Origin of the sequence: Tumebacillus flagellatus (assembly GCF_000714935.1) — a bacterium.
Lineage (GTDB): Bacteria > Bacillota > Bacilli > Tumebacillales > Tumebacillaceae > Tumebacillus > Tumebacillus flagellatus.
The window spans coordinates 1-14,398 of record NZ_JMIR01000027.1 but is presented as its reverse complement, the minus strand read 5'-3'; the positions used below and the strand labels follow the sequence as shown (position 1 = coordinate 14,398).

Below are 14,398 nucleotides of genomic sequence, written 5' to 3'. Positions count from 1 at the left end.
TATTTTATGGAAAGCAGACGCGGGTGGTTTGCGAAATGGCGGGAGCGCGGGCGGTTGCCCGGGAACGAGCGCGGGAGTGTGGTGCGCGAAGTGATCAAGCATCACCCGTTTGCCAAGCGGATGAAAAAAGTCCTGCAGGACAAGCGGCAGATCGTGTTTCTCTATCTGGATATCGTGCAGTTCGCCGATCTGGAACGGCGCTTTGGCGAGCGCACGTCAGGCGATCTGCTGCAGTTGGTGGAGGAGAGCATCCGCCGTGTGAGTTTGCGGCTGTTTACGTATGAGGAGTTGATCGACGTCGAGAATTTTTGGGGCGACGATTTCTTGATATGCTTTGCGCGCAGTTCCGGAGACGACCGGAAGTTGTATGAGGTGGCGATGGAGGTGCAGCGGGAGACGGTGCGCGAGGTGAATGCGAACCGTCCTGCGATGTTGTCGTCGCCGATTGATTTGCATGTGGGGTATGCGGTGCTCGACAACTCGGGGAAAGCGTTGGAGAGGCAGCTGTATACCGCGATTAAGTCGGCGGTTAGGATGGCGAGGAAGTCTGCCGTCGCCGGCGATGAGAATTTGGTGGAGTTTCGCGATCTGCTCGCGGGACGCAGGGTGGAAGCGCACTTCCAACCGATCGTTTCGTTTGATACCGGGGCACCTCTTGGCTGGGAGGCGTTGTCGCGCGGGCCGAAGGGGAGCCGGTTTGAACGGCCCGACGCTTTGTTCTCGTTTGCGGAGGAGACCGGGGAGTTGTACGCTCTGGAGAAGATTTGCCGCGAGCGGGCGATTGAGCGGGCGCAGGAGTTGCCGGACGGGGCGAAGCTTTTTTTGAATATCAATCCGCGGACGATGGATGATCCGCAGTTTACCAAGGGGGAGACGAAACGCCTCCTGCAGTTGTACGGGCTGTCTCCGGCGGATGTCGTGTTTGAGATTACGGAACGGCATTCGATTCGGGATTATGCGGCGTTTCGCAAGACGTTGGAGCATTATCGACAGCAGGGGTATCTCATTGCGGTGGATGACGCAGGGGCGGGGTATTCGTCGTTGCAGTCGATTGTGGAGTTGTGTCCGGATTTCATCAAGATGGATATGTCGTTGGTGCGGGATGTCCACAATGATCCCGTGAAGCAGGCGTTGTTGGAGGCGTTTGTGACGCTTGCCGGGAAGATACGCTGCAAGATCATTGCGGAGGGGATTGAGCGGGAGGAAGAGGTGAAGACCCTTTTGGCGCTCGGAATTGATTACGGGCAGGGGTTTTTGCTCGGGCGGCCGGGGGTTGCTTTTGCTTCGGCTGTTCCGGCGGGCGTGATCGGGTTTATTGAGAAGAAAAAAATGGAACGGTTGCAGTTGTCCAGCGGGTCGATGTTGCAAATTGGCACGATCGCGACTCCGACTTATGTGGTTCCTCCTCGTTCAACGGTGAAGGATGTGCATGAGTTGTTCGAGAGTCGTCGGCAGTTGACTTCGGTGGTGGTGGCGGAGCAGGGGGTGCCTTTGGGGCTGATCACCCGCGCGCATCTGTTTGCGATGCTCGGTTCGCAGTATGGAGTGCCGCTTTATTTTCGACGGTCTGTTGTGCAGGTGATGGACGCGGCTCCGTTGCGGGTGGAGAAAGATGTGATGATTGATGAGGTTTCTTCGCTGGCGACAGGGCGGAATCATTTGAAGCGGTATGATGATATCATCGTGACGGATGACGGGGAGTACCGCGGGGTTGTGTCGGTGCAGAATTTGTTGGACGTTATGTCGAAGGTGAAGATCGAGATCGCGAAGTATGCCAATCCGTTGACGGGGTTGCCGGGGAATCTGCGGATTGAGGAGGAGTTGCGCACCCGCGTCCGCAGAGGGGAAGGGTTTGCGGTGCTTTATGTGGATTTGGATCAGTTTAAGCGGTTTAATGATCGGTGCGGGTTTGAGCATGGGGATCAGATGATTTTGTTTCTGTCGCAGTTGTTGATGCGGCAGGTGGGGAAGTATGGGACGGAGAGCGATTTTTTAGGGCATATCGGCGGGGATGATTTTGTGGTGGTTTGTGCGGGGGAGCGGTGTGAGGGGTTGGGGAGGGAGATCGTTAGGCTTTTCTCGCGGGCGGTTTCGTTGCGGTTGCGGCAACTGGGCTTGGGAGAGAAGTTGGTGGAGTTGTCGGTTTCGGTGGCGGCGGTGGAAGTTGAGGCAGGGCGCAGTTTGGACCCCGGTGCGATTGCGGAGCTCGCAGCCGAGATGAAGAAGGTCGCGAAAGGCTTGGTTGGGAATGTGTTTGTTCGGGATGGGGATGGGAATGGGGTGGTGGTCGGCGAGGCAGGGGAACTGTTACGCCGCTCCTGAGGAATTTTTGTTCTTTCGGATTGAGTAAAACCGTCCAATGGTTAGAAAAAAGATTCCAAAGTCGCAGTCTCCACAGCTCCCCTGCCTCTCCTCCCGCCGGTTTCTGCCTCACGGTGGAGTTGAAAAAAAGGAACCGGCACGTTTCTGTTGTGCCTGTCGCCTAACTTCTGTTTTTGCACGGGGGTTAGGTTTTTTGTTTGGTTTTGGGTGTTCGTGGGCTCGCGCCCACTCGCTCTGTGAGCGTGTGAGCCAGCGGCTTTGAAAGCCGCTCCCAACGGGACATGATGGCGTAGGCTGCCGCCAGGAGGATGCCGACGATGGCGTAGAGAATCCACGGCAGTTCGAGAAAGTGTTGGTCGACGGCGCGTTGCATGAGGCGGCCGCCTCCGACATTGCCGAGGGCTTCGCCCGCTCCGAAAACGAACGAGGCTACGCCAAAGTAGGCGGAGATGGTCTCCGGTTTCGCAAGGTCTGAGACGATCGCGTCTGAGGTGGGCATGATCAGCATCTCGCCGATGGTGAAGAGGACCGCGCTGGCAAGCAGGTGCCAGAAGGAGTGGCTGAAAGCCACTGTGCCAAGGGCAATGCCGAGGAGGAGCATGCCGAGGGCCATCGTCGTTAAGGGGTGCAGGTACTTGGTGAACAGGTTGGTCGCCGCGCTTTGGGCGACGATGATCAGGATCGAGGTGACCGTCCAGATCATGCCGATGTTGTGGGCGGCTTGGATTTGTTGGGCCCTCAAGGGAAGGGCGAGCGAGAATTGGGTGAACAGCGCCCAGACGAAGATCGTCGCGAAGCTGAAGACCAGAAACGGTCGATCGGTGAAGATGTCACGGAATCTGGCTTTCGGGACTTCGGGGCAGTCGGGGCCGATGCAGTCTCGGTGGAGATAGAAGACGTGCGCGATCGCAAGTCCGACGTAGACGATCGAGGCTCCCGCGAAGAGGAGGGTGCTTGAGATGTTGTGCAAGAAAGTTCCGATCACGGGACCAACGGTCACGCCGATATTCGCGGCGATGCCGCGATAGGAGAAGGCGGTGGTTTTGTTGCCTTCGGTCGCGAACGCCGCAATGCCCGCTTTCGCGCCGGGCATGTAGAGGCCGAAGCCGATTCCGGCAAGCAGGTTTGTGAGGAAGAGAGACATCCAGGTTCCTGTCCAGATGAAGAGGGCGAGCCCGATTGCCCGCAAGAGCAATCCGGTGATCATGGTGGTTTTTTTGCCGATGCGGTCGGCGATAAAGCCTGCGGCGAGAGAACCTGAAAGGTAGGCGACCGAGCCTGCTCCGAGGACGAGTCCGACTTGGGAGAGGGTGAGGCCTTTTTCGAGGGAGAAGATGATCGAGAGATAGGGGAGGAGCATGTAGGTTCCTAAGTGTGTGAAGAGAACGCCTGCGAGAAGCACCCAGACTTGGTTTCCGAGACGCGAAAGGGTAAATGGCATGTGTTTTCACCTCGTCTATAAGTTGCCTTGGATGGGAGGTGTCTAGTCACAGGACGTTCGATTGTGGGGATGGGGGTTCTCCTGTATGATAGTGGTAGTCAAAAAGGAGGATTGACTTTCGTGTTCTCATCTTCGCATCCAACGTTTTTGATCGCTTTTTTGGCAGGGCTGTTGTCGTTTGTCTCGCCTTGCGTGTTGCCGTTGTATCCGTCCTATTTGTCGTTTATTACCGGCGTCTCGTACGATCAGTTGTATGGCGCACAACGCGATACGCGCAGCGTTCGGCGCAAGGCGTTTTTGCACTCGTTGTTTTTTGTGCTGGGGTTTTCGATTATTTTTGTGGCGCTCGGGTTTGCGTCGGGGTCGATCGGGTCCATATTTATTAATAACCAGGAACTGATTCGCCGCGTCGGCGGCATTTTGATCGTGGTCATGGGCTTGTTTATGGCCGGAATTTTGAAGATTGATTTTTTGATGCAAACCAAGAAGTTTCAGACGAGCAACAAGCCGGTCGGCTATCTCGGCGCTGTCGTCGTCGGCGTTTCGTTTGCCGCCGGTTGGACACCCTGCGTGGGGCCGATTTTGGCTTCCGTGCTGACGATCGCCGCGACCAATCCTGTCGCGGGCGGCAGTTTGATGGTGTTCTACTCGCTGGGCTTCGCGCTGCCGTTCGTCTTCTTGGCGATTACGCTGGGGTCGGTGCGCTGGCTGTTGAAGTACTCCGAGATCATTACGAAAGTCGGCGGCGCGGGCATGGTGATCATGGGCGTTCTGTTGATTACGAACGGAATGACGCTGATTACCCAATGGCTCCTGCGTCTGACCGGCGGGTGGATCGGTTTTTAGTGCAGGGAGGTTGGATGGATGGGTCGTACCAAATCTCTGATTTTTGGCGGCATCGCCGTCATCGTGTTGGCGGGAGTCGCTTCGTTGTCGACTTATCAGGGCGATTCGCAATCGTCGAGCAGCGTCGTGCCCGATGCCGCGAAAGCCGATCCGGCTCCGCGCACAGGGTTTCGGGCTCCCGCGTTTGCGCTGCAATCGCTTGAGGGCGGCAACGCCGTCGTCAAGTTGGACGACTTGAAGGGCAAGCCTGCCGTCGTGAATTTTTGGGCGTCTTGGTGCGGGCCGTGTCGGAGCGAGACGCCCGATCTGCAGGCGACGTATGAGAAGTATAGAGATCAAGTGCAGTTCTACGCGATCAATTTGACGTCGCAGGACGCTGTGCAGAACGCTTCGAAGTTCTTGCAGGAGCTGAAGATCTCGATTCCGGTGCTCAAGGATTCGGACGGTGCCGCACAGCGCGCCTATCTGGTGACTTCTGTGCCCACCACCTTCATCATCGACTCCAACGGAGTCATTCGCGAGCGGCGGGAGGGCGCGTTGAACAAAGTTCAAATGGACGGGATGCTTCAACGCGCTCTCGCCGCGGAAAAAAGCTGACAGCCTCGTGTGCAGGCGGTCGGCTTTTTTTTGTGCGCACGATACTTGAGCGTTTGCTCATATGTTATAGTGAAACTACATCGAGAAAGGGGCGTGAGGGGATGCGATCTCAATCGAAGTCGCAGTTGGAGGAATCGACGGCGGAATCTTGTTGCAATGTGGTTCATGTGGAGACGGTCGCTTTGGTTCGCGAGGCGAGTCTTCCGGAACAGGAAGTGACGGAGTTGGCCGCGGTGTTTGCCGTGCTCGGCGATCCGACCCGCATCCGCATCTTGCGGGCGCTCAGCGTCAGCGAGATGTGCGTGTGCGATCTCGCCGCCGCGCTTCAAATGACGCAATCCGCTGTCTCTCATCAGCTGCGTCTCTTGCGCAATTTGCGCATCATCAAACGCCGCAAGTCCGGGCGCATGAATTATTACAGTTTGGATGATGATCACATCCTCAATTTGTTTGAGACGGGTCTTCATCACGTTTCTCATAGATAATCGGGAAGGGCGGAGAGCAGATGGGCGAACATCGACATTCTCATGAAGGGCATGGACATGACCATCACCATCGCCATGATCATGCGCACGATCATCATCATACTCATGGCGGTGAGGGATCGGACGAATTCGTCGTCCTCTCCGAAACGGCCGGTTCAACGTGTTGCTCGTCAAGTTCTTGCTGCGAGAGCGAGCACGGGGCGGATGAACTCGTCGTGCTCTCCGAAGCGCCGGAATCGTCCTGTTGTTCGACAGGTTCTTGCTGTGAAACGGAGCCAGGATCGCACGGGTTTGAGGAGTTGGCGATGGTCTCCGGGGAGTCTCCCGTTGCGGCGGACGAGTTGAAACCGGACGAGGCCAAGTCGGTTTTTTTGGTGGACGGGATGGATTGCGGGGAATGTGCCCGCACGGTGCAGCGCGTGGTGAGCAAGTTGGACGGCGTTCGCGCCGTCGACGTGAATTTCAGCACGACCAAGATGACCGTCATCCACACCGCCGCATCCGCTGAACTCGGCGCAATTGCCAAAGCGGTCTCCCAAGTCGGCTACCAACCCACACTGGTGGACTCAACGCTCGACGGGGAAGCAAGCACCGCACTGGCGCAAGGCTCTTCGACGCGCCGGTTGCGCACGGTGCTGACCGTCGTTTCCGGCGTACTGCTTGCGGGCGGGATGGTGCTGGAGTACGGGAACTTCTCCCCGTCGCTCGCCGTTTGGCTGTATCTGATCTCGATTCTCAGCGGCGGGTTTTACGCCGCGCGTGCCGGGCTGTTTGCGCTGAAGTCGTGGACGCTCGACATGAACTTTCTCATGACAGTCGCGGCGATCGGCGCCGCCGTCATCGGGCAGTGGTCGGAAGGCGCCGCCGTGGTGTTCCTGTTTGCCGTCGGCAACTGGCTGCAAGCCCGCACGATGGAACGCACCCGCCGCTCGATTCGCGATCTGATGAACGTGACGCCCAAACAGGCGTTGGTGCGCCGAAACGGTTCGGAAGTACTGTTGCCGCTGCACGAGTTGCGCGTCGGCGACATTCTGATCGTGCGTCCCGGTGAGCGCATCGCGATGGACGGCGTGCTGACCGACGGGTCGTCGCACGTCAACCAAGCGGCGGTGACCGGAGAGTCGATTCCGGTCTTCAAACAGCCCGGCGATGCGGTCTATGCCGGATCGCTCAATGAGCAGGGCGCGTTCGAATTTCGCGTCACCAAGCGCGTCGAGGATTCCACCATCCAGCGGATGATCCACCTCGTCGAAGAAGCCCAAGCGCAAAAAGCCCCGTCGCAACAGTTCGTCGACCGCTTTGCCGCGTACTACACGCCGCTCGTCGTCTTGCTCGCCGTGCTGATTTCCATCGTCCCGCCCTTGCTTGGCTTCGGCAGTTTCCACGACTGGCTCTACAAAGCGTTGGTTTTGCTTGTCATCGCCTGCCCGTGCGCGCTCGTTATCTCCACGCCCGTCTCCATCGTCGCGGCGATCGGCAACGCCGCCCGCAACGGCGTGCTGATCAAGGGCGGCGGGATTTTGGAGCAGACGGGCTCTCTGCAAACGCTCGCGTTTGACAAAACCGGCACGCTCACCCAAGGCAAACCGCGCGTCGTCCAACTGGAACCGCTCGGCGACTTCGCGCCGGACGAAGTGCTGCCCGTGGCGGCGGCGTTGGAATCGCGCTCCGAACATCCGCTGGCAAGGGCGATTGTGGCGCACTTCCAAGAGCTCGATCCGAACCCGTTGCCGACCGTTCAGCGGTTCCAAGCTCTTGCAGGCAAGGGGGCCCGAGGCGATGTCAACGGCAAGACCTACCGCATCGGCAGCCCTTCGTGGCTTGCGGAGTCGTATCTTATTGAAGCAGAAGTTTCGGAGCTGATCCGGCAACACCAAGATCTCGGTCGCACCGTGGTGCTGCTCGCCGACGAACACCGCATCCAAGGCTTGATCGCGATGGCGGACGTGTTGCGCGAAGAGTCGGAAGCCGCGCTTGTGCAAGTGAGCGCCGCCGGCGTCTCGCATCTCGTGATGCTCACCGGCGACCATGAGCGCGTCGCCCGCAGCATCGCGTCCGCTCTGCCGCTTCAGGACGTGTTCGCCGACCTGCTTCCCGAAGACAAGCTCCGCGCCATCCAATCGCTGAAAAAAACGCACGGGCCCGTCGGCATGATCGGAGACGGTCTCAATGACGCTCCGGCGTTGGCGGCTGCCGACATCGGGATTGCGATGGGCGGGGCGGGCACCGACGTGGCGCTGGAGACGGCCGACCTCGTGCTGATGTCGGACGATCTGCAAAAAGTGCCGTTCGCCATCTCGCTCAGCCGCCGCGCGCTTCGCGTGATCAAGCAGAACATCTGGTTCTCGCTCGGCGTGAAAGTGCTGTTTCTCGCGCTGACGTTCGCCGGCCTCTCCAATCTGTGGATGGCGGTCTTCGCCGACACCGGAGCCGCGCTGATCGTCATCGCCAACGGTATGCGTCTGCTGCGCCAACGCCAGCAGGTTTAAAATTCGCGTAATGAAACTAGAATGAAACGTACTACTTTTTGAGGAGGACCTCTTGCGATGAAATTTACGCATACGGCCATCGGCGTGCTCTCGGCCTCGATCATTCTGCTGGCGGGTTGTTCCGCCGCACAGACGGGGAGCGACAAAAACGCCGTCCAATTGAACGAACATCAACACCAAGTCGCAAGCGGCGACATTCAAGAGGAAACGAAATCGTTGACCGACTTGCCGACGTTCCTCGCCAACGCGAATCCGAAGATCGTCACCGCCTACAAAACGGCAGCCGCCAACCGCGATCTCGTCAACCAGATGCCGTGCTATTGCGGCTGCGGTCAAAGCGCCGGCCACATGAGCAACATGTCGTGCTTCATCCACGAAGTCAAACCGGACGGCACGGTCGTCTGGGATGACCACGGCACCCGTTGCGACACCTGCATGAATATCACGCTCGAATCGGCGCAACTCAAACAAGACGGCAAGTCGGTGCTCGACATTCGCAACGTCATCGACACCAAATACAAAGAAGGCTACGCAAAGCCGACGCCGACCCCGATGCCGCAAACTTCATGAACACACTTGAGCCCTTCCTCACGAACGAGGAGGGGCTCTTTTTTATTTGTGTTATGAAAATATGCATACTAGTAAAAGCCTATTGAAAAGGACAGTTTCGCATTATATAATAAACTTACAAAACAAAGGGAGGTTTTACAATGAATAAGAAACTTCTTGCCATCGTCGCAGCCTCTTTGGCTCTGACCACTCAAGTCGCAATGGCGTCTACGAACAACGATCTCGCTCCGCAAGTTAACCAAGCCGGCATCCAAATGGGCGTCGTCGCTCCGGAAGCCGTCTCGCTGGCGGTGCCGCTCTACAGCCAATCCGGCCAAACCTGGAGCTCCACGACCATGCAATCTTGCGGTGACACGATCTCCGCTTCCGGTTGCACCTTGACCTCTACGGCGATGGTCTTCAAATACTACGGCGTTTCCATCGACCCGGGTACTTTGAACTCCAAGATGGGCTCCTCGGCTTGCCCGTTGGTCTACGGCGATGCCGTTACCAAAGCAGGCGCAGGCATCGTCAACCACGTGACCACTTCTTCCCCGACCGCATGGTCGACCGTTTACTCCGCAGCGAAAGCCGCTCTGGATCTCGGCCGTCCGTACATCGTCGGCATGAACAAGCCGGCCGGCGGCACGCACTTCGTCGTCATCTCCGGTTACGCAAACTCCGGCACCGCTGCAGCTGACTTCACCATCAAAGACCCGGCTGGCGGCGTCACCCGTGCGCTGACCTACTACACCGGTCTCTCCTACACCCCGTACCGCGGCGTGGTCTACTACCAGTAATCAGAATTGGATGAACAGACAGCACATTCCCTCGGGAAGTGCTGTCTTTTTGCTTTTCTTTCGGCAAAGATAGCGGTATAGTGAGGAGAGTTATTTTTATTGAAAGGGGTCTCTTTTTCCCATGAACATAAAGCAAGCGGACCGTCTGAAAGCGTTGCCGACGCAGTTTTTTTCTTCGATGGTGGCGAAAGTCAACCAATCCATCGCAGCCGGTCATGACGTGATCAACCTCGGCCAAGGCAACCCGGATTTGCCGACGCCGCCGCATATCGTCGAATCCCTGCGCACCGAAGTGCTCGACCCGGTGACGCACAAGTACCCGCCGTTTGCGGGCATGATTGAATTGAAGATCGCCATCGCCGATTGGTACAAGCGCGAGTTCAACGTCGACCTCGACCCGGCGACCGAAGTGGCGATTCTGTTCGGCGGCAAGACCGGCCTCGTCGAACTTCCGGTTTGCCTCTGCAACCCCGGCGACGCCGTGCTCGTGCCGGACCCGGGCTACCCGGATTACTGGTCGGGCGTGGCGCTGGCGCAAGCGGAGATGGTGATGATGCCGCTCTTGCGCGAGAACGCGTTTCTCCCGGACTACTCGCAGATTCCGCAGGACAAGCTGGACAAAGCGAAGATCATGTTCTTGAACTACCCGAACAACCCGACCTCCGCGACCGCGCCGCTTTCCTTCTATGAAGATACGATCGAATTCGCACGCAAGCACAACATCGTCGTCGCCTCCGACTTCGCATACGGCGCGATCGGCTTTGACGGCGAGAAACCGGTGTCGTTCCTGCAAGCAGAGGGTGCCAAGGAAGTCGGCGTGGAATTCTACACGCTCTCCAAAACGTACAACATGGCAGGATGGCGTGTCGGATTCGCGCTGGGGAACAAGGACGTCATCGCGGCGATCAACTTGATCCAAGACCATTACTACGTCTCGCTTCCGGCGTTCATCCAACGCGCGGCGATCACGGCGCTGAACGCTCCGCAAGATTGCGTGCACGATCTGGCTGCGACGTACCAGCGCCGCCGCGACGTGTTTGTCGGCGGGTTGCGCGACGCGGGCTGGGATGTTCTGATGCCGAAGGGTTCGTTCTTCACCTGGGTGCCGGTGCCAAGCGGTTTCACGTCGTGGCAGTTTTCCGACACGCTGTTGGAGAAAGCGCACGTCATGGTGGCACCCGGCGTCGGCTTCGGCGAAAGCGGCGAAGGCTATGTGCGCGTCGGGCTTCTGACTTCGGAACAGCGCTTGCAAGAAGCGGTCGATCGAATGGTAAAATGTACTCTGTAACGTCTCCCAAAAAAGAATTGACAGAAGGGGGGACACCCTGTAATATTATTCTCTAGTTGCAAGACAATTGTAATATTCATGCACGAACTTCTTATCCAGAGCAGGCGGAGGGACTGGCCCGATGACGCCCGGCAACCGGTATCCATGGTGATACACGGTGCTAACTCCTACAGGAATACACCAAGTTTCATGGTTCCTGAAAGATAAGAGGCACGGATGCTTATGCTATAAGCAACGCCTCTTTCTTGTCGTCATTAGAAAGAGGCTTTTTTATGGATTCATGAGTTTCGAATCGAGAGGAGACCTTTTTCTATGACGACAGCAGAATTCGTTCACGTTACGTATCTTGCGCACGGCAAACCGGGCACCGACTGGTTGAAGAAAGCCAACGGGATCGCCGTCGGCCTCACCGTCGGCTCGTGGACCGATTTGCCGGCCGCTCGCAAAGGCGCGATGCAAAAACACCTCGGTCACGTCGCCGACGTGAAAGAGCTGGGAACAACGGCCAACGGGCTGGAAAAAGCCCTGCTCACCATCGCGTACCCGACGATCAACTTCACACCGGACATCCCGGCGCTGTTGACGTCTGTGTTTGGCAAACTTTCGATGGACGGCATGATCCGCCTCGTGGACATCGAATTGCCGCCGCAGTTCGCTTCCCGCTTCCCCGGTCCGAAATTCGGCATCGAAGGGCTGCGCGAGACGTTGAACGCGTACGACCGACCGCTGCTCATGAGCATCTTCAAGTCGGTCATCGGCTATGACACGGAGACGCTGGCGGAACACTTCTATCAGCAAGCGCTCGGGGGCGTGGACTTGGTCAAGGACGACGAGATTTTCTTTGACGAGACGTACGCGCCGTTTGAAAAACGCATTGCGGCTTGCCGTGCGGCTGCAGAGCGCGCGCAGCAGGAAACCGGCAAGTTCACGCTCTATGCGGCGAATTTGACAGGGCCGGTCACGGAGATTTTTGAAAAAGCCCGTCGGGCGGTCGACGCCGGCGCTTCTGCCTTGTTGTTGAACGTGTTGACGTTCGGCTATGATGTGTTGCAGCGTTTGGCGGAAGACCCGCGCATCAACGTTCCGATCATGGCGCACCCGGCACTCGCGGGCGCGTTGTATCCGTCGGAACAGTACGGCGTGGCGGCAAACGTTCTGCTGGGTCAATTGATGCGCATCGCCGGAGCGGACATCGGTTTGTATCCGTCCGCGTATGGCTCCGTGGCGCTGGAGCGCGGTGAAACGCTGAAAATTGCTCAAGCTCTCACCGAACCGCGCGGGGATCTCAAGCGCGCGATTCCGGTTCCGAGCGCCGGCATCCATCCGGGATTGGTGCCGTATCTGTACCGCGATCTGGGCAACGACCAGATCATCAACGCGGGCGGCGGCGTGCACGGACATCCGGGCGGATCGGCAGCGGGCGGACGCGCGTTTGTGGCGGCAATCGACGCGGTTGTGGGCGGCAAGACCCTCTCCGAAGCGGCGGAAACTTCTCAAGAGCTCAAGACGGCCCTCGAACTGTGGGGCAACCCGTCTGAAAAATAGACCCTAATTAGAAAGAAGGAGACCCATGAGCAAACGCATCGCCATCTTCTGTGACTTTGACGGGACGATCACCGAGCGCGACATGATCATCACGATCATGGAGAAGTTCGGGGCACCGGGTTGGGAGACCACCAAGGACCAAATTTTAAACCAAGAGATTCCCATTCAGACCGGCGTCGGCCGGATGTTTGCGGGCATCTCCTCCGCCCTGCGCGACGACGTTGCCGCTTATGCACAGGAAGTGGCGGTGATTCGCAGCGGGTTCCCGGAGTTTTTGGAGTTTTGCAAGGAACAAGGGATCGATTTCTGGGTGACGAGCGGCGGCATTGATTTTTTTGTGAAGCCGTTGTTGGCGCCGTTTGCCATTGAGAACCCGATCTATTGCAACGGCAGCGACTTCTCCGGAGGAACGATTGAAGTGACGTGGCCGCATGCGTGCGATGAGCACTGCCGGAACGGCTGCGGCATGTGCAAGCCGTCGGTGCTGCGTCAATTCCCGGATGAAGACGTCTACAAGATCGTCATCGGCGACTCGATCACCGATCTGCAGGCGGCAAAGCTCGCCGATTTCGTGATCGCTCGCTCGAAATTGCTGAAGGACTGTGAAGCCCTCGGGCTTGCGCATGCGCCGTTCTCGACGTTTTATGACGTCATCGAGGTACTGCAAAAAATCGTGAAGGGGGAGGTTTCCAATGACCTACGCATTTAAGCAAGAAGATCGCATCCGTACGGTTGTAGAGCTCGTGGACGCGGCGAAAAACTTTGCAGAGAAGGGCTGGTTCCCGGCGACGTCGGGCAATTTGTCTGTCAAATTGAGCGGGGAGCCGTTGGCGTTTGCGGTCACGGCGAGCGGCAAGGACAAGGAAAACCTCACCGTTCACGATTTCCTCGTGGTGGACGCCGACTCCAAAGCGCTGGAGCCGACGAGCTTGAAGCCGTCGGCGGAGACGCTGATTCACGCGGAAGTCTACAAGCGCGTACCGAACGCGGGGGCGTGCCTGCATGTGCACACGCAGTACAACAACTTGATTTCCGACTTGATGTTCGAGCGTGGCCGCGTGCGGATTCAGGGGTTGGAGCTGATCAAAGCGCTGAACATTTGGGAAGAGAACGCGGCGATTGAGATTCCGATCGTGGAGAACTGGGCCGACATCCCGAAGCTCGCGGCGGAGATCGGCGACGTGCTCGACCCGCGCGTGCCGGCGGTGTTGATTCGCAACCACGGGATCACCGCATGGGGCGAGAACGTGTTTGCCGCGAAACGCCATCTGGAGGCGTTTGAGTGGATGTTCCACAACTTGTTCTTGAAGCTGACCCTGCAAGGCAACGCGCTGGCAGCGGCGGCTCTCTAAGATATACTGAGGAGACTTGAGGAGGGTATTCAACTATGGCAGTGATCCGTTTTGTTGAATCGCAAGAGCTGATTGAAGGAACCGAGAACGTCGCGAACTACCTGGAATCCCAAGGCATCATCTACGAAAACTGGGACATCTCCCGTCTGCAAGGCGAGTTGAAAGACTCCTACGAAGTGACTCCGGAGCTGCAGCAAGCGATCATCGACGTGTTCGGCGAAGAGATCAAAGCGCTGTCGGCGAAGCGCGGCTACCAATCGCAGGACATCGTGGTGCTCTCGAAGCAAACCCCGGGTATCGAAGACCTGCTCGTGAAGTTCGTGGAAGAGCATCACCATACGGAAGACGAAGTGCGCTTCATCGTCGACGGCGAAGGCATCTTCACGATCAAAGGGCCGAAGGACGACATGTACTTTGACGTGATCCTCTACCCGGGCGACCTGATCTCCGTCCCGGCGTACACCCGCCACTGGTTCACCCTCACCGACCTGCGCAAAGTCAAAGCGATCCGCATCTTTGAATCCAAGGACGGCTGGGTTGCGGTGTATGATGAAAGCTTGATCCCGGCGGATAAAGCGAAAGTTTTGTAAGAACGAGCCTCTCGATGGATGTGATGTGCCCCCCTTAAAATAGACATTGAGAAAAGACCCCTCAATGGTAATCTATTTTAGGGGGTGTCTTTTT

13 protein-coding genes and 1 riboswitch are annotated in these 14,398 nt (G+C 57.7%); of the genes, 12 read left to right on the top strand and 1 reads right to left on the bottom strand.

Features of this window, described 5'->3' with window-relative positions:
• Nucleotides 1–6: 6 nt before the first annotated feature.
• Nucleotides 7–2,322 carry a GGDEF domain-containing protein gene (locus tag EL26_RS16105; RefSeq protein ID WP_052036477.1) on the top strand — a complete coding sequence of 772 codons (2,316 nt, stop codon included), beginning with the start codon at nucleotides 7–9 and terminating at the stop codon, nucleotides 2,320–2,322.
• A gap of 184 nt (nucleotides 2,323–2,506) precedes the next feature.
• Here EL26_RS16105 and EL26_RS16100 read toward each other — a convergent pair whose 3' ends face one another.
• Nucleotides 2,507–3,763: an MDR family MFS transporter gene (locus tag EL26_RS16100; RefSeq protein ID WP_038091155.1), complete on the bottom strand. Its 1,257-nt coding sequence runs from the start codon at nucleotides 3,761–3,763 to the stop codon at nucleotides 2,507–2,509.
• Nucleotides 3,764–3,883: 120 nt separating this feature from the next.
• On the opposite strand from EL26_RS16100, the gene EL26_RS16095 reads away from it, so the two are divergent.
• The 11 genes from EL26_RS16095 to EL26_RS16045 all read left to right on the top strand — a co-directional run bounded on the left by EL26_RS16095 (nucleotide 3,884) and on the right by EL26_RS16045 (nucleotide 14,304).
• Nucleotides 3,884–4,609 (top strand): cytochrome c biogenesis CcdA family protein, encoded by a 726-nt coding sequence (locus EL26_RS16095; protein WP_038091151.1) that lies wholly within the window; start codon nucleotides 3,884–3,886, stop codon nucleotides 4,607–4,609.
• Nucleotides 4,610–4,627: 18 nt separating this feature from the next.
• A complete protein-coding gene (locus tag EL26_RS16090; protein WP_038091148.1) occupies nucleotides 4,628–5,206 on the top strand; it encodes a TlpA family protein disulfide reductase in 579 nt (192 codons plus the stop codon).
• Between the two features lie 101 nt (nucleotides 5,207–5,307).
• A complete protein-coding gene (locus EL26_RS16085; RefSeq protein WP_052036476.1) occupies nucleotides 5,308–5,691 on the top strand; it encodes an ArsR/SmtB family transcription factor in 384 nt (127 codons plus the stop codon).
• 20 nt (nucleotides 5,692–5,711) lie between these two features.
• Nucleotides 5,712–8,180 carry a heavy metal translocating P-type ATPase gene (locus EL26_RS16080; protein ID WP_081857265.1) on the top strand — a complete coding sequence of 823 codons (2,469 nt, stop codon included), beginning with the start codon at nucleotides 5,712–5,714 and terminating at the stop codon, nucleotides 8,178–8,180.
• A gap of 57 nt (nucleotides 8,181–8,237) precedes the next feature.
• Entirely contained in the window at nucleotides 8,238–8,750 is a 513-nt protein-coding gene (locus EL26_RS16075) for a PCYCGC motif-containing (lipo)protein (RefSeq protein WP_038091143.1), read from the top strand.
• 140 nt (nucleotides 8,751–8,890) lie between these two features.
• Nucleotides 8,891–9,529, top strand: a complete 639-nt coding sequence (locus EL26_RS16070) for a C39 family peptidase (protein ID WP_038091141.1) — start codon at nucleotides 8,891–8,893, stop codon at nucleotides 9,527–9,529.
• Between the two features lie 121 nt (nucleotides 9,530–9,650).
• Entirely contained in the window at nucleotides 9,651–10,817 is a 1,167-nt protein-coding gene (locus EL26_RS16065; protein ID WP_038091139.1) for a pyridoxal phosphate-dependent aminotransferase, read from the top strand.
• Between the two features lie 88 nt (nucleotides 10,818–10,905).
• A riboswitch (SAM riboswitch) is annotated at nucleotides 10,906–11,027 on the top strand.
• A 102-nt stretch (nucleotides 11,028–11,129) separates the two neighbouring features.
• Nucleotides 11,130–12,362, top strand: a complete 1,233-nt coding sequence (locus tag EL26_RS16060) for a 2,3-diketo-5-methylthiopentyl-1-phosphate enolase (protein ID WP_038091137.1) — start codon at nucleotides 11,130–11,132, stop codon at nucleotides 12,360–12,362.
• Between the two features lie 25 nt (nucleotides 12,363–12,387).
• The gene (locus EL26_RS16055) at nucleotides 12,388–13,071 is read left to right on the top strand and encodes a 2-hydroxy-3-keto-5-methylthiopentenyl-1-phosphate phosphatase (protein ID WP_038091134.1); all 684 of its coding nucleotides are present in this window, start codon (nucleotides 12,388–12,390) and stop codon (nucleotides 13,069–13,071) included.
• Nucleotides 13,055–13,714 (top strand): methylthioribulose 1-phosphate dehydratase, encoded by a 660-nt coding sequence (locus EL26_RS16050; RefSeq protein ID WP_038091132.1) that lies wholly within the window; start codon nucleotides 13,055–13,057, stop codon nucleotides 13,712–13,714. The genes EL26_RS16055 and EL26_RS16050 overlap by 17 nt, the downstream gene beginning before the upstream one ends.
• Before the next feature lie 35 nt (nucleotides 13,715–13,749).
• Nucleotides 13,750–14,304: a cupin domain-containing protein gene (locus EL26_RS16045; protein ID WP_052036474.1), complete on the top strand. Its 555-nt coding sequence runs from the start codon at nucleotides 13,750–13,752 to the stop codon at nucleotides 14,302–14,304.
• The last annotated feature ends 94 nt before the right edge of the window (nucleotides 14,305–14,398 follow it).